The following is a 19,382-nucleotide window of genomic DNA, read 5'->3' on the forward strand; positions in this document are numbered from 1 at the left end:
CCGAGTGGATGTTGTTTCCACCGCGGCATCCAGTCGATGCTTGGCCGGTTACGCGACGCATCCGTCGCGCCGACAGAGAGGTACGACGACTGCAATGAACCCGGACAGCAGCGAAACCGAGCAGGATCACCGGCTGGGACGCATCCGACTGCTGGATGAGCAGCGCGTCAACCTGGATGGATTCGCCCAGGCCGACCCCGAGCTGGGCATGATCTCCCATCTGTCGCCCCACGATCCGGAACCGTCCTGGAAGGTGGCCGACGACGGCACCGTGGTGGAGATGGATTCGAAGCCCGTCGCCGACTTCGACACCATCGACGAGTTCATCGTCCGCTACGCCGTCGATCCTGCGGAGGCACCGCGATCGATGGCGATGAGTGACGTCGAGCTGGCCCGGATGATCGTCCACTCGGATGTGCCGCGCGAGGAGGTGCTGCGAGTCTGCGGCGGATTGACCCCGGCCAAGATGGCCCGGGTGGTGGCGCTCCTGCAGCCCGTCGAGATCCAGATGGCGATGATGAAGATGCGGGCCCGCCGCACGCCTGCGAACCAGGCCCATGTCACCAACCGCCTCGACGACCCCTTGCTCATCGCGGCAGATGCCGCCACCGCGGTCGTCTACGGGTTCCGGGAGCTGGAAGCCACCGTCCCGGTGCTCGACGACGCCCCGGCCGTCGCTGTCGGCCTGCTCATCGGGTCGCAGGTACCCGCGCCCGGGGCGCTGACACAGTGCTCGGTCGAGGAGGCGCGCGAGCTGGAACTCGGGGTCCGCGGCCTGGTGTCCTACGCCGAGACGGTCTCGGTGTACGGCACCGAGCAGGTGTTCACCGACGGTGACGACACCCCGTGGTCAAAGGCGTTTCTCACTTCGTCCTACGCCTCCCGCGGTATCAAGATGCGGCTGTCCAGCGGGGCAGGCTCGGAGGTGCTGATGGGCCAGGCCGAGCGCAAGTCGATGAACTACCTGGAGTCCCGCTGCGTCGCCCTGGCCAAAGGGATTGGCGCACAGGGGGTTCAGAACGGTGGCATCGACGGCGCCTCGATCACCGCGTCGGTGCCGGGCGGTGTCCGCGAACTCATCGCCGAGAACCTGATGGTCATGTTGCGCGGGCTGGAATCCTGCAGCGGCAACGACTCGCTGGTCTCCGAGTCCACGATGCGGCGAACCAGTCGGACGTTGCCGGTTCTGTTGTCCGGATCGGATTTCATCTTCTCCGGCTTCGGTTCGGTGGTGGCCTACGACAACATGTTCGGCCCGTCCAACTTCAATGCCGCCGACCTCGATGACTATCTGGTGATGCAGCGCGACTGGGGTGTCGACGGCGGGCTGCGGTCGGTGGACCCGACGACTCTGGAAGCCATGCGCCGGCAGGCCGCCGAGGCCACCCGTGCGGTATTCGAATATCTGGGGCTGGCCGATTTCGACGACGAGCATGTGGAAACCGTTGTCGGGGCGGCGGGTTCCAAGGACCTGCCGCCCACCGACGGGGTGAAGGTGCTCAGCGCCGCCCGGATGATCGAGCAGTCGGGTCTGACGGTCCTCGACATCGTCGCCGCGCTCGCCGAGACGGGATTCACCGATATCGCCGAACGGGTCCTGAACATGGCCAAGGCCCGCGTCACCGGCGACTACCTGCAGACCGCGGCGATCTTCGACGAACAGATGAATGTGCTGTCAGCGCTGCAGGATCCGAACGACTACCGCGGTCCCGGCACCGGGTACCGGCCGACGGCGGAGCGTCAGGCTCAGATCGATGCCGTGCGTCAGGCGCGGTCGGTGACGGACCTGGTCAAGGAGCAGGCGACCTTCGCCCATCCGGATCGGCTTATCGTGAGCGGGGTCGCGGATGTGGGAGAAGATCCCCGCGAAGTGGTCATCGGGGTGTCTCCCGCGTTCGGCGTCAAGCTGTTTCGCACCCTGTCGGGGATGACCGTCTACGACGCGCTGGAACAGATCCTGGCCGGACTGGAAGAGGAGCAGTGTGTACCGCGCCTGGTTCGGATCGCCGACTCCGTGGATCTCGGGGTGATCGGCAAGTCCGCGGCCCGGCTGTCCGGATCCGGGATCGGTGTCGGGCTTCAGGCCAAGGGGACCACACTGATCCACCGCCGTGATCTCCCGCCGTTGGCCAACCTCGAATTGCTCAGTGTGGCACCACTGATCACCCCGGAGATGTACCGGCTGATCGGCATCAACGCCGGCCGGCACGCCAAGGGTGCGACACCTGCCCCGATGCGCAACGCGTACACCGACGAGGCGATCACCGCCCGCTACCACACCAGAGTCGTGTCGATGGTGGCGATCGAACGGTCCGAGTGCGACGACCACGGCCTGAACATGGAATTGGAGCTCAAGCGATGACGATCACCGCACACTCGGGCCGCAGCCTTACCGAGGTGACGGTCGAGGCCGCCCGCAACGGCGAACTGGTTCTCGACGACATCCGGATCAGCCGCGAAACCCTTCTGTCCCAAGCCGATATCGCGGAGCGCTCCGGATCCCTGCAATTGGCGATGAACCTGCGGCGGGCTGCTGAGATGACCGCACTCAGCTCCGAGGAGATGCTTGACGCCTACGAGGCGCTCAGGCCCCGCCGGTCGAGCTTCGCCGAATTGCAGGAACTGGCACAACGTCTCGCCGACCGGGACGCACCCACCTGCGCCGCACTCGTCCGGGAGGCCGCGACGGCCTACCAGCGGCGCGGCCTGCTGCGGTGACCGTCTGGGCCGGTGTCGACATCGGCAACTCCACCACCGAGGTGGTGCTCTGCCGGATGGACGCCGAACTGACGGTGCTGGCCAGCGCCCGCACCCCGACCCGTGGTGGCAAGGGATCGCCCCGGGCGGTGCAGGGCGCTGCGCAGTTGGTGCGGCGCCTGGCCGAGTCGCATGGGCTGGTGATCGACCGGGCGGCCTTCGCCCCGACTCCGCCCGTGAAGTCCACCGTCGAACAGGTTCAGCTCGAGACCCGACGGACAGGCAGGCTGACGATCGTCACCCGGTCGGCCGCCACCACCGCGGGGGATGCGGTCGGTGTGGGGCAGCCGGTTCCGGTCGAGTGCCTCGGTGACGTGGATCCCGGCCGCCCGGTCGTCGCTTGCGCCACGGCGCAGTGGGGATACCGTGAGGTCGCGCAGCGCGTGAATGACGCTGTAGCCCAAGGATGCAAGGTCACCGCGGTGTTGACGGCCAACGATGAGGCCGTGCTGGTGTCGAATCGGCTGAACACTGCTCTGCCCGTCGTCGACGACGTCGATATCAAGTCGCTGCTGCCGGCTGCCCGCGTCGCCGTCGAAGTACGCCAGGGCGTCGCACCTCTGCAACACCTCACCGATCCCTTCTGGCTCGTCGATGCGTTCGGGCTGGGTGAGGCCGAGCGGGCCGATGCCCGTGTGATCGCCGATCAACTGTTCGACAGTGCCTGCGCTGTGGTCAGCCTCGGCGATTCCGAACCGGTGGCTGCCGCACCCGTCGTCCGGCCCATGGGGGAGAGCGCCCACGTCGTCTACCTCGCCGACATCGCGGCGCAAGCCAATTCGCGGCGCGGATCGGTCACCGTGGACAGCCTGGTGATGGCGAACATGGCCGGCGAGCAGGAGCCGCCGGCCGGGGCCGACGAGTTGGCCCGGGCGTTGGGTGTGCCGGTGACGCGCGTCGACTCGGAAGCCGCAGCGGCCCGCGTCGGCGCTCTCACCACTCCCGGGATCACCCCCGAGGTCGTAGTGGTGGATGTCGGCGGGGGCACCGTCGACGTCGTGTCCGACGGATCCCGCATCGTGCTGCCGGGTGCGGGACAGCTGCTGACGGCGGCGACGGCCACCGCCCTGGACATCTCCCGAAGCGCCGCCGAATACGCCAAACGGGCGGAGGCGGTCACGGCCGTCACCGTCCAGATCATCGAGGACGAACACGGCCGGCGACAGTTCTTGGACACGCCGGTCAGCGGCCGGTGCAGTGGGTGGTTGCTGACGGCCGCCCCCAGCGGTTGGCTGCCCTTCACGTCACGGCTGTCGGGTGCCGAGTGGCGCGGTTGGCGCCTGGCCGCCAAACGACAGGTGATCGGTGGCAACGTGATGCGGGGTATCGAGCAGGCGGCCCCCGGAGTGACCGGAGTGCTGCTCGTCGGAGGTGGCGCCAGTGACGACGAACTGGTCCGGGCCGTCAGCGAGCAGCTCGGCCACGACGTGAGTGTGGGCCGGGGAAACGTGGCCGGTCAGCTGGGGCATCGGTTCGCGGTGGCCTACGGACTGGTGGCCATGGTGGCGCAGATGCCTGCCGGCGCGCCGAGGGATGAAGAGCTGGACCGGGTCGACCGGTCAGGCGGCAGCGTGAATGCGCACGACGTGGATGTCGCTGGTGAACACCCGCGCGCCGGTGGGTAGCGGCGGGGCGGTACTTCGATAGGTCCGGCCGGTCGGCGTGGTGAGTTCTGTGGTGTGCCGGCCGTAACCGTCGTAGGTGGTCGCGGTCTGCCACCCGGGGCTTTCCTTTGCGTAATTGCAGCGTTCGCAAAGCCCTTGCCCGTTGACGGAGGTGGTCGCGCCACCGTCGGCGTGCCGGGTGATGTGGTCGATGTGCCGGATGGGGGCGTCGCAATACGGCGTGCGGCACTTTTGGTCGCGCATGGCGATCAGCCAGCGCAGCCCCTTGGGGAACGCCCGGGCGGTGGACTCCATGGCGACCAGGTTGCCGGTGGCCGGATCGGCGTAGAGCTTGCGCACCGCGGCCTCGGCCTGGGGGTCCAGCAGCGCCGCCAAGGCCATCTGTCGGGCCACCTCTGCCGGGATGGGGCCGTATCCCTGCAGCACCGCCGGTTCGGAACCCTGGGCCAACAGGCTCTCGTCGGAGACCACCAGATTGAGCGCGACCGGGACCGCGGCTTCGACCTCACGCCCGGTGGCCCGTCGGTAGAAGGCATCGGCCATCAACGGGCCTCGCCCCTGGCATCCACCTCCGGCGGCGATCGAGGCGGCCCCGGCGGCGGCGGCCTCCGCCTGCAGCGCTTGATAGGCCGTAACGCCTTCTGCGGAGGTCAGCAGCGCCGTCACGTACGCCATGCCGTGCGGGGCCGGACGCAGCGTGACAGTGCGATCGCACTGATGGCGGCTGATGCGCGACATCACCGCGTCGTGGTCGAGCCGAAAAGCCACCCGGCCGGCCTCAGCCTCAACCTTTCTGTCCCCCAGACCATCCAGCACGGCAGGATCCGCGCACAGTTCGGCGTCCATCGCGTGTCGATCTGCTGGTGACAGACAGGCGGCCTGGTCCACGATGATCATCGCCCGGTCTTCGGTAAGCACGCCGGACTGCAGAGCCGCGAGCGTGTAGGGCATGTCGTCGACCAGGATCCTGGACATCTTCAGATACTTGGCCCCGTGCCAAGGGGAGGATTTGCGGGCCAGTCCCACCTCGGACGCCAGCCCTTGAGCGCGTTTGGCGGCAGGCACACCCTCAGCGGCCTTACGGGCGAGACGCTTGGCTTCCAGCATCGTCGTCACTCTGGCCTGTGCCGCGGCAATGCCAGCGGTCGCGCGGGTCATCGCAGCTAGCTGGTCGACCAACGCCGCTTCCGTGGCGTCGGGGTCGATGTTCCAACCAACTTCGAACATGTGTTCGAGTGTAGCACCGTTCACTGACTCGATCTTTTTGACAGGGTTTCAGCCCGTAGATGAGTTCGCGGGCGGCGCACAACCCACCCTTGAGTGCTAGCACTCGCATGTATAGAGTGCTAGGTGGCACGCGGCCAACCCCCAGCGCCGGCACCCGCGACGACGGAGCGAGGGGTACGGGCGCATGCCGAACACCTGGTTAACCCGAGGGCCCCGGAGCACACCGGGACTCGATACCCGAAAAAGTGGAGGGCTTCCATCGTGGCAGTCAACATCAAGCCACTCGAGGACAAGATCCTCGTTCAGGCCAACGCGGCCGAGACCACGACCGCTTCCGGTCTGGTTATCCCCGACACCGCCAAGGAAAAGCCGCAGGAAGGCACCGTCGTCGCAGTTGGCCCCGGCCGCTGGGATGAGGATGGCGAGAAGCGGATCCCCCTGGACGTTGCCGAGGGCGACACCGTCATCTACAGCAAGTACGGCGGCACCGAGATCAAGTACAACGGCGAGGAGTACCTGATCCTGTCCGCCCGCGACGTGCTGGCTGTCGTCGCTAAGTAAGTACTCGTGCGTCCGCCCCGGAGATCCCCGCGTTTCAGTGCGGGCGGTTTCCGGGGCGGTATGCGTTAGGAGTCATGAAAGAGACTTATGAGCAAGCAGATTGAGTTCAACGAGACTGCGCGCCGTGCCATGGAGGCCGGCGTCGACAAGCTCGCCGATGCGGTCAAGGTGACGCTGGGTCCGCGCGGTCGGAACGTGGTGCTCGCCAAGGCTTTCGGCGGCCCGCAGGTCACCAATGACGGTGTGACCATCGCACGCGAGATCGACCTGGAAGACCCGTTCGAGAACCTCGGTGCCCAGCTGGTGAAGTCGGTGGCCACCAAGACCAACGACGTCGCAGGCGACGGCACCACCACCGCCACCGTCCTGGCACAGGCTCTGGTCAAGGCGGGGCTGCGCAACGTCGCGGCCGGTGCCAACCCCATCGCCCTGGGGCAGGGCATCAGCAAGGCCGCCGACGCCGTGTCCGAGGCCCTGCTGGCCGCGGCCACCCCGGTGTCGGACGAAAAGGCCATCGCCCAGGTCGCCACGGTGTCCTCACGCGATGAGCAGATCGGCCAGTTGGTCGGCGAGGCCATGACCAAGGTCGGTCACGACGGTGTCGTCACCATCGAAGAGTCTTCGACGCTCAACACCGAGCTCGAGGTCACCGAGGGTGTCGGCTTCGACAAGGGCTTCATCTCGGCCTACTTCGTCAACGACTTCGACTCGCAGGAAGCGGTGCTCGAGGACGCGGTGGTGCTGCTGCACCGCGACAAGATCAGCTCGCTGCCGGACCTGCTGCCGTTGCTGGAGAAGGTCGCCGAATCGGGCAAGCCGCTGCTGATCATCGCCGAGGACATCGAGGGCGAGGCCCTGTCCACGCTGGTCGTCAACGCCATCCGCAAGACGCTCAAGGCCGTCGCCGTCAAGGCGCCGTTCTTCGGCGATCGTCGCAAGGCGTTCCTGGACGATCTCGCCATCGTCACCGGTGGCCAGGTAGTCAACCCCGACGTGGGCCTGGTGCTGCGCGAGGCCGGCCTCGACGTGCTGGGCTCGGCCCGTCGCGTCGTGGTCACCAAGGACAGCACCGTGATCGTCGACGGTGGCGGCTCCAAGGACGCGGTCGCCGACCGCGTCAAGCAGCTCAAGGCCGAGATCGAGACCACCGATTCCGACTGGGATCGGGAGAAGCTGCAGGAGCGGCTGGCCAAGCTGTCCGGTGGCGTCGCGGTGATCAAGGTCGGCGCGGCCACCGAGACCGACCTGAAGAAGCGCAAGGAAGCGGTCGAGGACGCCGTCGCGGCGGCCAAGGCTGCCGTCGAGGAGGGCATCGTCACCGGTGGTGGCGCGGCACTCGTGCAGGCCCGCGCGGCCCTCGACAAGCTGCGCGGCGAGGTCAAGGGCGACGAGGCTCTCGGTGTCGACGTCTTCTCCTCCGCGCTGTCGGCCCCGCTGTACTGGATCGCCACCAACGCCGGCCTGGACGGCTCCGTTGTGGTGAACAAGGTCAGCGAGCAGTCCAACGGGCAGGGCTTCAACGCCGCCACCCTGACCTACGGTGACCTGGTCGCCGAGGGCATCGTGGATCCGGCCAAGGTGACCCGCTCGGCGGTGCTCAACGCCGCATCCGTGGCGCGGATGATCCTGACGACCGAGACGGCCGTCGTGGACAAGCCGGCCGAGGAAGAAGATCACGGGCACGGCCATCACGGCCACGCTCACTAAGTAGTCACGTAGAACACCCCCGGTCCTTTTGGGCCGGGGGTGTTTTCGTGGTGGGACGCGGTGAGGCTGCGAACGTGGACGTACTCAGTCTGTCGCCCCTTGGCTGCGGGGAAAGTCCCTCGGACCGATGGGCGTGGATGTTTTACTTCGCCTGGGAGCAACCCCATCCGGCCACTCTTGAGGAGCGTTCGCAGGTTGTCACTGCATTGCGCGATGGCTTATGAGATTGTCCTCCGAAACGAGTAGGAGGCTACTCATTCGCCACTGTGCAAAGCGAAATAGCGTTTCCTGGTAACCACCGAGGGAGGCCAGGATGGCAGTCGAGCGGCAGACCGTCGATCTGGCCCAAGTTCCTGATGATGTGTTCTCCTACCTGGGGACGCGGGTGCGGCGAAACCCACCACTACGTGGGTTGAATGCTGTCGTGCCATGAATCGCATCTGGCAGTGGGCGTGGGATCGCTATGCAGCGCGGTACTCGTGGGTGATCTTCGCGGTCACCGTCGCCGAACTGCTCTCGGTCTACCTGGTGTTGGCGCTCATGATCGTGGCTCTGGAGCGGTCGGACCGCTATGTCGCGGCGGCCGCGGTGACCCTTGGTGCGGTAGTGGTGACCGAATATGTGACGGCCCTGCCAGGGTTCGGCGGAAGCCGTCTCGTGGAGCGGTGGGTAGCCGGGCACGACGTCGATCGGGTTCGGGTGCTGGACGCCACCTACACCTGGAGTCGGTTGGCAGGGCGCCGAGCATTGTGGGCCAATGGGGTTTTCATCGCGTTGGCATTCGTCATTGTGGGTGCGATCGCCGGGGCGACCGGAGCACGGTTGGTCCAGTACGCGATTCTGGGCGCGGCTTCGGGGGCTTCGGCGGTGCTGGTCGCAGTACACAGTTATCCGGAAGCCGCCATGCGGCCAGCCAGGGTTGCGCTCACTGCCGACACTGCAGCGGGTGACGAACTGCCCCGCGCGCACCCAACTTTCGCCCGGTGGTCGGACCTGTCGGTGCTTGCCACGGCGTTCATTTTCGCGCTCGCCGGCGCCATGTTGGCGGCGGCTGTCAATCGGGTCAGTGAAATACCGGTGCTCGTCGTCGTGATCGGGTCGGGGCTGACGCTCGTCTTCGCCGTACCGATCACCGTCGGCGCTTCATTCGCGCCGTCGTTGCGTCCCCTTCGCGATCTCGCCGAGGGGACGGAACGTGTTGCGGTGGGCGACTATAGCCAACGGCTGCCGGTGGTTCAGGACGATGACTTGGGCGCTCTGGCAGCGTCATTCAACCGGATGCAGGCGGGCTTGGCCGAGCGGCAGCGGCTTCACGCGGCATTCGGCACCTATGTCGACCCGGTCCTGGCCACGCGGCTACTTGAACAAGGCGACGATGTGTTCACCGGTGAGCGTCGTGAGGTGACGGTGATGTTCATCGACGTCCGAGATTTCACTCCGTTCGCCGAGGCAAACACCGCAGAAGACACCGTGGCACGCTTGAACGCTCTGTTCGAAATCGTCGTGCCCGCTGTGGTCGACGCAGGAGGGCACGTCAACAAGTTCCTCGGTGACGGCGCGCTGGCGGTGTTCGGGGCGCCGAATGAACTTGCCAATCATGCCGACGCCGCGGTAAGTGCCGCGGTGTCGATGCAGCGACTGGTCGCCGAACGATTCGAGGGCGCACTACGGATCGGGATCGGTATCAATACCGGCCTGGTGATCGCCGGCACCATCGGCGGCGGGGGCAAGTTGGAGTTCACGCTGATCGGTGACGCCGTCAATGTGGCCGCCCGCGTCGAGCAACTGAACAAGGCAACCGGCGATCTCATCCTGCTGACCCAGCCGGCCGTCGACGCCATGTACGTGCGTCCAGCCGGACTCGCCGATCGCGGGCCTCACGAGCTGAAAGGCAAGTCAGCAGCGGTACAGGTATTCGCGCTTGATCCGTCGATGAGTTTGTGAGCCATCGCAGGTCGGTACGGGTATGTCTGACGAAACCATGAGCGCCACGTGCATCATCAACGCGCCGGCCGAAACCGTGTTCGCGGTGCTGGCCGACCCGACCACCCACCAGGCGATCGACGGCACCGGCTGGGTGCGCGAGTCACTCGACGGCAAGCCGCTGACCGACACCGGCCAGATCTTCCGGATGGCGATGTACCACGACAACTACGGCGGCATGCACTACGAAATGGCCAACCGGGTCGAGGTTTTCGAGCCTCCGTGTGCGATTGCGTGGCTACCGGGCCAGGGCGATGACGACGCCAATATCGAGTTCGGCGGCTGGATCTGGCGCTATGACCTTGAGCCGCGCGGCGACGACCGGACCGAGGTCACCCTCACGTACGACTGGTCGGCGGTGCCGCCCGCGCTTCGCAATGAGATCGAGTTCCCGCCGTTCGACCGGCAGCACCTGGACAACTCGCTCAAGCACCTGGCCGGCCTGGCGCAGGCTCGGGTGTAGCGGTCGGCTGAATCGACACCAACCGCAACGCGTCCGGCCGGGCGTCGTCGGACACGAACCGCACGATCAGGGTGTCGGGAGGAAACTTGGAAGCCAGGTCGTTCAGTGTCCGGGGCAGGAAGACCCTGGCCTTCGCGTTGCCGTACCAATTGGGGTTGGAGGGCGAGGTGTCGAGGTTGCCGACCTTGTCGATCTGGGTGTCCCATTCTTGAACCGGGTCCGGCGGCGTATCGCCGAATCCGGTCGATGTCAGGTACGCATCCGCTTGTCCTGCAAGGGTGATCGCCGACCCGCCGCCGACCGGCGTCCCGGTGATCGTCCCGTCGATCACATCGGCCGTCACGGATGTCAGTCGCGCGGTGCACACGTTGTCGACGACGTTGGGCGGCACACAGAAACCCGGCAGCGGGGCCGCGTGGGCCGAAGGGACATTGAGGACGGCCGGAACGGCAAGCGCAGCCGCCGCAGCACCGACGGCGGTCATTGCGCGGCGACGATGATTCGGCATCGGGCTAACCTCCTTCGGACGCGCTGAACTGTATGTCGGCGCGCCCGCCACAGGAGTTACAGATCGTCAGCTCTCGATCGGCGCGTACCAGTCGGCGTTGGTGAGCAGCACCCGCGTTCCGAGGTCGCGGTTCCACTCCGGCTCGATGCCGTGGCGCCGCACGATGGGGAACACCACCTGGTCGAGCATCCGGGTCACGTCGCTGGTGTAAAGGTCTTCCTTCGCCTGATCGCTCAGCCGGTTGTAGGCCTCCTCGTCGAAGTTCTCCGGCTCGAACGCTCCATAGCCGACATAGGTGGCGCCGTCCTCGACCAGGCGGTCGGTGTCCTGGCTGTGGAAGTAGATGTAGCCGCTCCAGTGGCGGCTGTCGTCGCGCTCGTCGCCGATCTCGGCTGACGCGCAGGTTCCGCAGCAGGAAAAGTCGGCGCGCGCAATCACGCCGTTGGCGTTGAGTTCCTCGAACGCCGCGTGTGTCCGGGACCGGTAGTCACCGATCTCGGTCTGCTGGCGCAGTCTCGCTTCGCGTAGCGACGTGAAGGCGACTGTGAGCTGTTCCTCGGTGAGCTCGTAGTCCTCGGCATAGGTGTCGAGGAAGTCCTCGACGTCGTCGTTGCCGGTGACCAGCATGCCCCAGATCTCTGAGGTCAAAGTGGCGCGGTCCTCGTCGTCCAACGCGAGGTCGGGAAGCGCGGCGTACGCGGGGATCACGTTCGGGTTCGACGGTGCGCTCACAGCGCTGGCCTCCAGATGTTGTGGGGACGGGCGAATCCGCCCGGCGGGGCGATCGTAACCGCCGTTACGAGTCGACGCGTGCACGAAAAGCGGGGGATGGCAGCCACGTCGGCAAACCGCACAACATTGCTACCGGCCTGGCGGCGTGGTACGGAATGACGGTGACTTATCCGAACGACCCGTTTTCGTCGGCGGGGGGCGCGCCGAACCCTCACTCGAACCCCTTCGGCAACCAGCCGCCGGCGAGTCCGTTCCAGGGCGGTGGTCCTCAATTCCCACCGGCGGACCCGTCGTTCGGTCAGTTTCCTCCGGTTTTTCAGGCCGGATATCAACCGGCAGTGCCACCGCCCGAACCTCCGCGCAAGAAGCGCAAGGTGTGGTTGGTGCTCACCGTGGTGGCTGCCGTCGTCGTCGCGTCCGCGGGTATCGGCACTCTTCTGTGGTGGTTGAACCGCGGCGGCGGGGCCGGCGAGGTGACTGCGGCCGGCGGGGGACCGCTGCCGGCGTCCGTGCCGCCGCTGGGCGACTTACGTCCGCCGGCCGACGTAGCGTTGCCCTCGCTTGAGCAGCCGATCGACACACCACGCTGGACCTACGAGACCGGCATTGATGCCTACGTGCTCGGCGGCGATGCCTACACCGTGGTGGTCGGGTCGGATCAAGGCGTGATGGCCTTGGACAAGGAGACCGGCGAACCACGCTGGTCGCAAGGAGTCAAGCCGCCCACGGTCAATATCAACCGGTTTGGGAGTGCCAAGTGTGTCATCACCCGCTCGGCAAAGACCATGGGATGTGGACTCAATCTGAATCTCTGCTGTGGAGATCCCGAGGTGCTGGTGTTCCTCGACGTGGCAACCGGACGCATATTGAGCCAGCCTTCGTTGCCGTCGGACCGGATAACCAATCTTCAAGGAAGCGGTGACGGCATCGCTGTCGTTTTTCGCAATGAACTGGTCTCGTATGGCGCGGACGGCAACGAGGCATGGCGTGTTCGGCATGACGGCGTCTCGGTGTTCGGCGATCAAGGGGTCGTCATCACCGAGCATGAGGTGCTTGACGCCAACACCGGGAAGCCCATCGTGAGCGAACCGAGCACCTCGAATACCGCTTTTGCATCGGGATTCGCGGTGGCATTTGCAAACTCGTTCAAGTTCTTTGACTTCAGCGGTAGAAACACCGCCACTGTGCCCAGCGAGGGATACACACTGATGGGCAATGCGGGCTCCGGAATATACCAATTTCCCTTGGGGCGTCCCGACAACGACCCGTACGGGTCGTCAGGTTTCTACTATCCGCTGGCCTACAACCGATCTACCGGCGACTTCCGTGCGTTCGACGGGCAATCCGGACGCATTCTCTGGACGTATCCCGCCGGCGCAGATGCGGTGCTTGCCAACATGATCGGGGGATTCGGCAGTGGCGAATTGTGCGTGATCGGTGTGCAAGAGACCTCGGATGCCAAGCTGAAGGCTGGTAGTTGCCAGGATGTCAACGTTGCGCCAACCGCGAATGTGCAGATGACCTTCTTCCTCGGATCCGATGGTGCGCGGTACTTGTACCGTGACCAACGGGATGTGATCTGTGTCGACGCCAGTGGGAAGGAGTTGTGGCGGAAGAAGTTTGACGATGGCTCTGACCAAGTCTGGGTGTCGGGCGGAGCGTATATCTCCGATCGCAACATCGTGATTCGGGTGATTTGACACGCGCCATCAGCTCCGCACGGCAACGACCATTGGCGCGACACGCCAAGCATGAGCGGGGTTTTTGATCCCGGGCAGCTCACAATGCGGATATGACGGAACCGCGGGAGTCGCCGCGTGGGGTCTCGCGTCAGACGTTCCTGCGCGGCGCCGTGGGCGCGTTGGCCGTCGGCGCGGTGTTCGGGTCGAGCCGGGCCAGTGCGGATCCGGCCGGCTGGGGTGACCTCTCGGCTGCCGTCAACGGGAAAGTGGTACTTCCGGACAGCGGTGGACAATTCGCTTCGGCCAAAAGTGTTTTCAATACCAACTTCAACGGCCTGACGCCGGCGGCGGTCGTCACCCCGGCATCGGCGGCGGACGTGCAACGGGCGCTGGCCTTCGCTGCGACGCACAACCTCAAGGTCGCTCCGCGCGGCGGCGGGCACTCCTATGTGGGCGCGTCGACAGCCAACGGCACGGTGGTGCTGGACCTGCGCCAACTGCCCGGTGACATCAACTACGACGCGGCGACCGGGCGTGTGACGGTAACGCCCGCGACCTCGCTGTACGCGATTCACCAGGCGCTGGCCGGTGCCGGGCGGGGCATCCCGACGGGTACCTGCCCGTCGGTCGGCGTCGCGGGGCACGCCCTGGGTGGTGGGCTGGGTGCCCAATCGCGGCACGCGGGCCTATTGAGTGATCAATTGGTGGCGGCGACCGTGGTGCTGCCGGGCGGCGCCGGGGTGACGGCCTCGGCCACCGAGAACCCGGATCTGTACTGGGCATTGCGCGGCGGTGGTGGCGGCAATTTCGGGGTAACGACGGCGCTGACCTTCGCCACGTTCCCGACCAGCGACGTGGACGTCGTCGGGCTGCATTTCCCGCTGGAGTCTTTCCCGCAGGTCCTCCTGGGCTGGCAGAACTGGCTGCGTACCGCCGACCGCAGCAGCTGGGCACTGGCCGACACCATCACCGATCCGCAGGGCGCGCACTGTCGCATCCTGGCGACCTGTCCGGCCGGGTCGGGCAGCAGCGTGGGAGCCGCCGTGATCAAGGCCGTGGGGCTGCAGCCGGCCAACACCGAGAACCGCACGTTCAACTACCTGGATCTGGTGAAGTTCCTGGCCGCCGACAATCTCAACCCGTCACCGCTCGGCTATGTCGGCGGATCCGACGTCTTCCCGACGATCACCCCGGCCGCGGCTCAGGGAATCGCTGCGGCATTCAACGCCTTCCCTGCGGGGGCCGGCCGCCCGATCGTCATCATGCATGCGCTCGACGGCGCGCTGGGCACCGTGGGTCCGGGTGACACCGCCTTTCCGTGGCGGCGGCAGTCCTCACTGGTGCAGTGGTATGTGGAAACCGCCGGTTCGCCTGCGGCAGCAGCCAACTGGCTGGCCACCGCCCATCAGGCGGTGGCGCCGTATTCGGCCGGCGGCTACGTCAACTATCTCGAGGCGAACCAACCGGCGTCGCGGTATTTCGGCGCCAATCTGTCCCGGTTGGCCGCTACTCGACAGAAGTATGACCCGGGACGGATCATGTTCTCGGGCTTGAACTTCTGAGGGAGAGAAGACTCATGGACGAGACGTTTCCGCAGACGCCGGCCGCCGCAGCGGCCCTCGCGGTGGCAACGCGCTTCTATTCACCTGCCTTGCTCAACCACTGCATCCGTTCATATCTGTGGGGCGCGACGTATGCGGCGGCACATGGCATAGCTTTCGACGACGAGCTCTACTACGTCTCGGCACTGCTGCACGACATCGGGCTCACCGACCCGTTCGACAGTCACCGGGTGTCGTTCGAGGAGGCGGGTGGGGACCTGGCCTGGGTGTTCGGCGTGGCGGCCGGGTGGTCTGCCGACCGGGCCGGCAGGGCGACGGAGATCATCGTGTTGCACATGCGCGACGACATTTCGGCGGCGGCCGACCCTGAGTCGCACCTCTTGCAGGTGGCCACCGGCTGGGACGTCGTCGGACGCAGGCCGGAGGAGTTCCCCACCGACGTGAGGACCGACATCCTCGCGCGATATCCCAGACATTCGTTCGGCCGCGAATTCATCGCGTGCTTCGAGGACCAGGCCGGCCGCAAACCAGGTGGCGCCGCTGCCGCATCGGTGGCCAACAATGGCGCCGACCGCATCCGGGCCAACCCGATGGACGCCTGAAGCTGGCAGGACCGGACAATCAGGTGCTCCCGGGACAGAGCAGCTGCCGCGGGCTTAGCCTCGAAACGTTGGGACTCACCTGCCACCCGGACGAGTGAAGGAACCGAGCATGCGAGCAACCGTGATGTATGGGGCCGGCGACGTGCGTGTCGAGGACGTACCCGACCCCGTTGTGAGGGAACCCACCGATGCGATCGTGCGGGTCACCCGAGCCTGCATCTGCGGTAGCGATCTGTGGCCGTACCAGTCGATGCCGCACAAGGACGGTGGCAGGCGGATGGGCCACGAATTCATCGGCATCGTCGAAGACGTCGGCGCTGACGTGTCCGGTTTGGGGCGCGGCGATCTGGTGGTCGCCCCCTTTGTGTGGGCGGACAACACGTGTGACTTCTGCCGGGAGGGATTGCAGACGTCGTGCCGTCACGGTGGTGGTTGGGGCGCGCCCGGCGTCGATGCCGGCCAGGGTGAGGCCGTGCGCGTCCCACAGGCGCAGGGCACGCTGGTGAAGCTTCCGGTGGCGGAGGACTCGGCGCTCATGCCGTCCCTGCTGACGTTGTCCGACGTCTTCTGCACCGGTCACCACGGCGTGGTCACGGCCGGGGTGGGGCCGGGATCTTCTGTGACCGTCATCGGTGACGGTGCGGTGGGGCTGTGCGCAGTGCTGGCCGCCAAGCGGCTGGGTGCCGAGCAGATCATCCTGAACGGCCGGCACACGGTCCGCACCGACCTCGGGCGCGAGTTCGGCGCCACCGACGTCGTCGCCGAACGCGGCGACGAAGCCGTCGAGAAGATCCGCGAACTCACCGGCGGTGACGGTACGCACGCGGTGATCGAATGTGTCGGGACCGAGCCGTCGCTGGCCACCGCCCTCGACGCGGTCCGCGCCGGTGGTCGCGTCAGCCGGCTGGGCGTATCTCAATACACCGAAGTGCCAATGGGTTTCGGCACGTTCTTCCGCAACGTCACCCTCACCGGCGGTGTCGCGCCCGCTCGCGCCTACATCGAGGAACTCATGCCCGATGTTCTCGACGGCGTCATCGAACCCGGTCGGGTGTTCGACCGGACCATCGGTCTCGACGAAACCCCCGACGGCTACCGCGCGATGGCCGACCGCGAGGCCCTCAAGGTGTTGATCGAGCCATGACACTGCTCCTTCAGGACCGTGATGAGCGTGGGGTCGTCACGCTCACCCTGAACCGCCCGCAGGCCTTCAACGCGCTGTCGGAGGCGATGCTGACCGCCCTCGGTGACGCGTTCGACGGGCTGGCCGAAGACCAGACCGTGCGGACCGTGATCCTGGCAGCGTCCGGCAAGGCCTTCTGTGCTGGGCATGACCTCAAGGAAATGCGGGCCGAGCCGTCGCTGGCGTACTACGAGCGATTGTTCGAACAGTGCACCAAAGTGATGCTGTCGATTCAGCGCCTCCCCGTGCCGGTGATCGCGCGGGTCCAGGGGCTTGCCACCGCAGCGGGCTGCCAACTTGTCGCGATGTGCGACCTCGCGGTGGCGAGCGACGACGCACGGCTGGCGGTGAGCGGCGTCAATGTCGGGCTGTTCTGTGCGACTCCGGGAGTGGCATTGTCGCGCAACGTGCCTCGCAAGGCCGCCTTCGAGATGCTGGTCACCGGTGAGTTCGTCTCTGCCGAGCAGGCCCGGTCGCTGGGGCTGGTCAACCGGGTGGCGGCAGCGGACGCCCTGGACGACGAGGTAGAGGCGCTGGTCGCGAGCATCGTGGCGAAGCCCCGGGTTGCCGTCGCGATGGGGAAAGCGTTGTTCTACCGGCAGATCGAGGCCGACATCGAGTCTGCCTACGCCGACGCGGGCACGACGATGGCCTGCAACATGATGGATCCGAGCGCGCTCGAAGGTGTGCAGGCCTTCATCGAAAAACGCTCTCCCACTTGGTCGGTGGCGTCGACGTAGCCGGCGGCGCCACCGACTGGTCGCGACGTCAGGCGGCGTGGCGGTGCCGGGTATCCGCCGAGGGGGCAATCAGGTTCTTCGATTCTCCACCGGGAAGGACGGCCATGGTCCGGTCTTCGGTGCGGACTTGGCCTTCGGCACGGTACATCTCGCGATAGCGATCCACCTGACCCTGGTCGACCGGGGTGGAGAACATGCTCACGTTGTTGGTCGGGGCGCCCGGTAACCGGGCAGCACTCAGTCTCCGGGCACTTGCCCGGAAGCCTGCCACGGCGCTGCCGAGGCAGGCGATCATTGCAACCGCTGCGACGACCGCCAGGTTGCTGCCGAGCGCCATGGCGGTGACGAACAGTCCGAGTGCGACGAACGCGACGAGCAGGAGAACGTACGCGACGTTGGAAACCGGAATGCGACGGAAAGCCTTCAGCATGGGATCACCTCATAGGAATCGAATGTGCGGACGAACGAAACGCTACGCGGAGCGTATCGTTCGATACGTATAGCGTAGCGCATAACCGGGATGCGATATTCCCGGCAGGCGATTGGCGAGCGAAGGAGGCCGGGCGGTGGCGCAGGGAAGGGTCGAGGACGGCATCGCGGAATCGACGCTGCACCTGCTGCGGAGCGGCGGACCTCGCGCCGTGACGGTCGAGGCGGTGGCCGCGCACTCAGGAATCGCGAAAACGACGATCTACCGGCGGCATCCAAATCGACGGGACATGCTCGCGAGCGCGCTGTCGCGCCTCGCGTCCCCGGGTCCGGTGGATCCAGATGCGACAGCGCCCGAGCGGCTGCGGTGGCTCATCGCGCAGGCGGTCGGGATGGTCGAGGACGGCATCGGCCTCGGTGGCCTGGCGGCGATGCTCACGGAGGATGATCCCGAATTCACCGCCGTTTTCAGGCGGATCCTCGTCGACCAACGTGCGGCGCTGGCTGCCGTGGTCGATGCCGCAAAGGCCGATGCTTCGATGCGCGCGGACGTCGACACGGTGACGCTGATCGATGCGGTGGTCGGTGCCTACATCGCCGAAAGCGCCCGGACCGGCGGTGCCCAGGAGGGCTGGGATGAGCGCTTGTTCCGGCTCTTCTGGCCTACTGTGCGAGCGTCGGACTAGGCCACCGGCGTTGATTTCGGTTATCGCCGCTGCAACTCGATGACCGGGATGACCCGGTCGGTCTTGGTCTGGTATTCGCCGAATCCCGGCGCCTTCTCGACGATCCGTGGATAGGCGGCATCGCGCTCGGCCCGCGGCATTTCCCGAGCATGTACGTCGTAGGCGTCGGTGCCGATCTCGATGTGGGCATCGGGATGCGCGCGCAGATTGTGCAACCACGCGGGGTCGACATCAGCGCCCGCATAGGAACCGACGATGGCGAGTTTCCCGTCGAGGTCGAACGCCATCACCGGGTTGACGCGCTCCTTGCCGGACTTGGCTCCGGTGGTGTGCAGCAGGAGAAGGGTCGCACCCTCGAACGGACCGCCGACCTTGCCTCCATTGGCCCGGAACTCGGCGATGATGTTGTCATTCCAGTTGTCTGCCATGGCTTCCTTCCTACGCCTGCACACCGCGATGAGGCCCGCGGATCACGAAATCGCGGTCGTGGTGATGTGGACCGACGAGGTGAGGGTCTGGTGTACCGGGCAGCGCTCGGCGATGCCCATCAACCGTTCCCGTTGGGCGTCGTCGAGATCGCCGACCAACTCGATCTCGCGATCGATGTGGTCGATCATTCCCTTGGAGGTCTCACAGTCGGCGCAGTCCTTGGCATGAATACGTGAGTGCCGCAACGCCACTCGTACCTGTTGAAGCGGCCAGCCTTTGCGGTTGGCATACATCCGCACCGTCATGGACGTACACGCCCCCAGGCCGGCCAGCACCAGGTCATAGGGATTCGGGCCGGCGTCGCCGCCCACCGGGAGGGGCTCGTCGGCGATGAGTTGGTGGCGTCCGGCGGTGATCTGCTGGGTGTAGGTGCCGGCGCCCGTCTCCGCCACGGTCACCACACCGACCGGCGATGCGGTGTCGCGCCCGGGTTCCTCAGATGTCAT

19 protein-coding genes are annotated in these 19,382 nt (G+C 66.3%); 13 read left to right on the forward strand and 6 right to left on the reverse strand.

Annotation, left to right across the window (positions count from 1 at the left end; all coding sequences use genetic code 11):
- The first annotated feature begins 94 nt into the window (after positions 1 to 94).
- From AC4ELS_RS22500 to AC4ELS_RS22510, 3 genes are read left to right on the forward strand one after another with little or no spacing between them, the layout of a single operon-like run.
- Positions 95 to 2,362, forward strand: a complete 2,268-nt coding sequence (locus AC4ELS_RS22500) for a propanediol/glycerol family dehydratase large subunit (RefSeq protein WP_448445747.1) — start codon at positions 95 to 97, stop codon at positions 2,360 to 2,362.
- The gene (locus tag AC4ELS_RS22505) at positions 2,359 to 2,718 is read left to right on the forward strand and encodes a diol dehydratase small subunit (RefSeq protein ID WP_448445745.1); all 360 of its coding nucleotides are present in this window, start codon (positions 2,359 to 2,361) and stop codon (positions 2,716 to 2,718) included. The genes AC4ELS_RS22500 and AC4ELS_RS22505 overlap by 4 nt, the downstream gene beginning before the upstream one ends.
- Entirely contained in the window at positions 2,715 to 4,382 is a 1,668-nt protein-coding gene (locus AC4ELS_RS22510) for a diol dehydratase reactivase ATPase-like domain-containing protein (RefSeq protein ID WP_499049360.1), read from the forward strand. Before AC4ELS_RS22505 ends, AC4ELS_RS22510 begins: the two co-directional genes overlap by 4 nt.
- On the opposite strand, the gene AC4ELS_RS22515 is transcribed toward AC4ELS_RS22510, so the two are convergent.
- On the reverse strand, positions 4,317 to 5,609 hold the full coding sequence (locus tag AC4ELS_RS22515; RefSeq protein WP_499049362.1) for an HNH endonuclease signature motif containing protein: 1,293 nt from the start codon (positions 5,607 to 5,609) through the stop codon (positions 4,317 to 4,319). The genes AC4ELS_RS22510 and AC4ELS_RS22515 overlap by 66 nt on opposite strands.
- 258 nt (positions 5,610 to 5,867) lie before the next feature.
- Here AC4ELS_RS22515 and groES point away from each other — a divergent pair, with 258 nt between their 5' ends.
- The 4 genes from groES (at position 5,868) to AC4ELS_RS22535 (ending at position 10,323) form a co-directional block, all read left to right on the forward strand.
- Complete coding sequence (gene groES / locus AC4ELS_RS22520) at positions 5,868 to 6,170, forward strand: co-chaperone GroES (protein ID WP_036390082.1); 303 nt, start codon at positions 5,868 to 5,870, stop codon at positions 6,168 to 6,170.
- Positions 6,171 to 6,257: 87 nt separating this feature from the next.
- The gene (gene groL, locus AC4ELS_RS22525) at positions 6,258 to 7,877 is read left to right on the forward strand and encodes a chaperonin GroEL (protein ID WP_055109763.1); all 1,620 of its coding nucleotides are present in this window, start codon (positions 6,258 to 6,260) and stop codon (positions 7,875 to 7,877) included.
- 429 nt (positions 7,878 to 8,306) lie between these two features.
- The gene (locus AC4ELS_RS22530) at positions 8,307 to 9,821 is read left to right on the forward strand and encodes an adenylate/guanylate cyclase domain-containing protein (RefSeq protein WP_499049364.1); all 1,515 of its coding nucleotides are present in this window, start codon (positions 8,307 to 8,309) and stop codon (positions 9,819 to 9,821) included.
- A 22-nt stretch (positions 9,822 to 9,843) separates the two neighbouring features.
- On the forward strand, positions 9,844 to 10,323 hold the full coding sequence (locus AC4ELS_RS22535) for an SRPBCC family protein (protein ID WP_499049366.1): 480 nt from the start codon (positions 9,844 to 9,846) through the stop codon (positions 10,321 to 10,323).
- On the opposite strand, the gene AC4ELS_RS22540 is transcribed toward AC4ELS_RS22535, so the two are convergent.
- Together AC4ELS_RS22540 and AC4ELS_RS22545 are read right to left on the reverse strand one after the other, a co-directional pair.
- The gene (locus tag AC4ELS_RS22540) at positions 10,286 to 10,831 is read right to left on the reverse strand and encodes a hypothetical protein (RefSeq protein ID WP_499049368.1); all 546 of its coding nucleotides are present in this window, start codon (positions 10,829 to 10,831) and stop codon (positions 10,286 to 10,288) included. The two genes, AC4ELS_RS22535 and AC4ELS_RS22540, sit on opposite strands and share 38 nt — an antisense overlap.
- 66 nt (positions 10,832 to 10,897) lie before the next feature.
- Complete coding sequence (locus AC4ELS_RS22545) at positions 10,898 to 11,563, reverse strand: DUF6891 domain-containing protein (protein WP_499049370.1); 666 nt, start codon at positions 11,561 to 11,563, stop codon at positions 10,898 to 10,900.
- Positions 11,564 to 11,724: 161 nt separating this feature from the next.
- Between AC4ELS_RS22545 and AC4ELS_RS22550 the strand changes: the two genes are divergently transcribed.
- The 5 genes from AC4ELS_RS22550 (at position 11,725) to AC4ELS_RS22570 (ending at position 17,332) form a co-directional block, all read left to right on the forward strand.
- Positions 11,725 to 13,263, forward strand: coding sequence for a BamB-related PQQ repeat family beta-propellar protein (locus AC4ELS_RS22550; protein ID WP_499049372.1), 1,539 nt, complete (start codon positions 11,725 to 11,727; stop codon positions 13,261 to 13,263).
- Between the two features lie 92 nt (positions 13,264 to 13,355).
- Positions 13,356 to 14,807, forward strand: coding sequence for an FAD-dependent oxidoreductase (locus AC4ELS_RS22555; protein WP_499049374.1), 1,452 nt, complete (start codon positions 13,356 to 13,358; stop codon positions 14,805 to 14,807).
- A gap of 14 nt (positions 14,808 to 14,821) precedes the next feature.
- Positions 14,822 to 15,409: an HD domain-containing protein gene (locus AC4ELS_RS22560; protein ID WP_064960840.1), complete on the forward strand. Its 588-nt coding sequence runs from the start codon at positions 14,822 to 14,824 to the stop codon at positions 15,407 to 15,409.
- 109 nt (positions 15,410 to 15,518) lie between these two features.
- Positions 15,519 to 16,553 (forward strand): zinc-dependent alcohol dehydrogenase family protein, encoded by a 1,035-nt coding sequence (locus tag AC4ELS_RS22565; RefSeq protein ID WP_499049376.1) that lies wholly within the window; start codon positions 15,519 to 15,521, stop codon positions 16,551 to 16,553.
- Positions 16,550 to 17,332 (forward strand): enoyl-CoA hydratase, encoded by a 783-nt coding sequence (locus AC4ELS_RS22570; protein ID WP_499049378.1) that lies wholly within the window; start codon positions 16,550 to 16,552, stop codon positions 17,330 to 17,332. Before AC4ELS_RS22565 ends, AC4ELS_RS22570 begins: the two co-directional genes overlap by 4 nt.
- A 28-nt stretch (positions 17,333 to 17,360) precedes the next feature.
- On the opposite strand, the gene AC4ELS_RS22575 is transcribed toward AC4ELS_RS22570, so the two are convergent.
- On the reverse strand, positions 17,361 to 17,762 hold the full coding sequence (locus AC4ELS_RS22575; RefSeq protein ID WP_499049380.1) for a hypothetical protein: 402 nt from the start codon (positions 17,760 to 17,762) through the stop codon (positions 17,361 to 17,363).
- Between the two features lie 136 nt (positions 17,763 to 17,898).
- On the opposite strand from AC4ELS_RS22575, the gene AC4ELS_RS22580 reads away from it, so the two are divergent.
- Complete coding sequence (locus AC4ELS_RS22580; protein ID WP_498885329.1) at positions 17,899 to 18,447, forward strand: TetR/AcrR family transcriptional regulator; 549 nt, start codon at positions 17,899 to 17,901, stop codon at positions 18,445 to 18,447.
- A gap of 20 nt (positions 18,448 to 18,467) precedes the next feature.
- Here AC4ELS_RS22580 and AC4ELS_RS22585 read toward each other — a convergent pair whose 3' ends face one another.
- Together AC4ELS_RS22585 and AC4ELS_RS22590 are read right to left on the reverse strand one after the other, a co-directional pair.
- A complete protein-coding gene (locus AC4ELS_RS22585) occupies positions 18,468 to 18,875 on the reverse strand; it encodes a nitroreductase family deazaflavin-dependent oxidoreductase (RefSeq protein WP_055109748.1) in 408 nt (135 codons plus the stop codon).
- 42 nt (positions 18,876 to 18,917) lie between these two features.
- Complete coding sequence (locus AC4ELS_RS22590; protein WP_448445716.1) at positions 18,918 to 19,382, reverse strand: OsmC family protein; 465 nt, start codon at positions 19,380 to 19,382, stop codon at positions 18,918 to 18,920.

Source organism: Mycobacterium shunyiense, from assembly GCF_058270035.1.

Coding starts and splice junctions, on each gene's coding strand:
- AC4ELS_RS22505 (WP_448445745.1), top strand. CDS start 2,359: ATGACGATCACCGCACACTCGGGCCGCAGCCTTACCGAGGTGACGGTC.
- AC4ELS_RS22575 (WP_499049380.1), bottom strand. CDS start 17,762: ATGCTGAAGGCTTTCCGTCGCATTCCGGTTTCCAACGTCGCGTACGTT.
- AC4ELS_RS22585 (WP_055109748.1), bottom strand. CDS start 18,875: ATGGCAGACAACTGGAATGACAACATCATCGCCGAGTTCCGGGCCAAT.
- AC4ELS_RS22560 (WP_064960840.1), top strand. CDS start 14,822: ATGGACGAGACGTTTCCGCAGACGCCGGCCGCCGCAGCGGCCCTCGCG.
- AC4ELS_RS22590 (WP_448445716.1), bottom strand. CDS start 19,382: ATGACATCTGAGGAACCCGGGCGCGACACCGCATCGCCGGTCGGTGTG.
- AC4ELS_RS22565 (WP_499049376.1), top strand. CDS start 15,519: ATGCGAGCAACCGTGATGTATGGGGCCGGCGACGTGCGTGTCGAGGAC.
- AC4ELS_RS22500 (WP_448445747.1), top strand. CDS start 95: ATGAACCCGGACAGCAGCGAAACCGAGCAGGATCACCGGCTGGGACGC.
- AC4ELS_RS22540 (WP_499049368.1), bottom strand. CDS start 10,831: ATGCCGAATCATCGTCGCCGCGCAATGACCGCCGTCGGTGCTGCGGCG.
- AC4ELS_RS22515 (WP_499049362.1), bottom strand. CDS start 5,609: ATGTTCGAAGTTGGTTGGAACATCGACCCCGACGCCACGGAAGCGGCG.
- AC4ELS_RS22535 (WP_499049366.1), top strand. CDS start 9,844: ATGTCTGACGAAACCATGAGCGCCACGTGCATCATCAACGCGCCGGCC.
- AC4ELS_RS22570 (WP_499049378.1), top strand. CDS start 16,550: ATGACACTGCTCCTTCAGGACCGTGATGAGCGTGGGGTCGTCACGCTC.
- AC4ELS_RS22555 (WP_499049374.1), top strand. CDS start 13,356: ATGACGGAACCGCGGGAGTCGCCGCGTGGGGTCTCGCGTCAGACGTTC.
- groL (WP_055109763.1), top strand. CDS start 6,258: ATGAGCAAGCAGATTGAGTTCAACGAGACTGCGCGCCGTGCCATGGAG.
- AC4ELS_RS22530 (WP_499049364.1), top strand. CDS start 8,307: ATGAATCGCATCTGGCAGTGGGCGTGGGATCGCTATGCAGCGCGGTAC.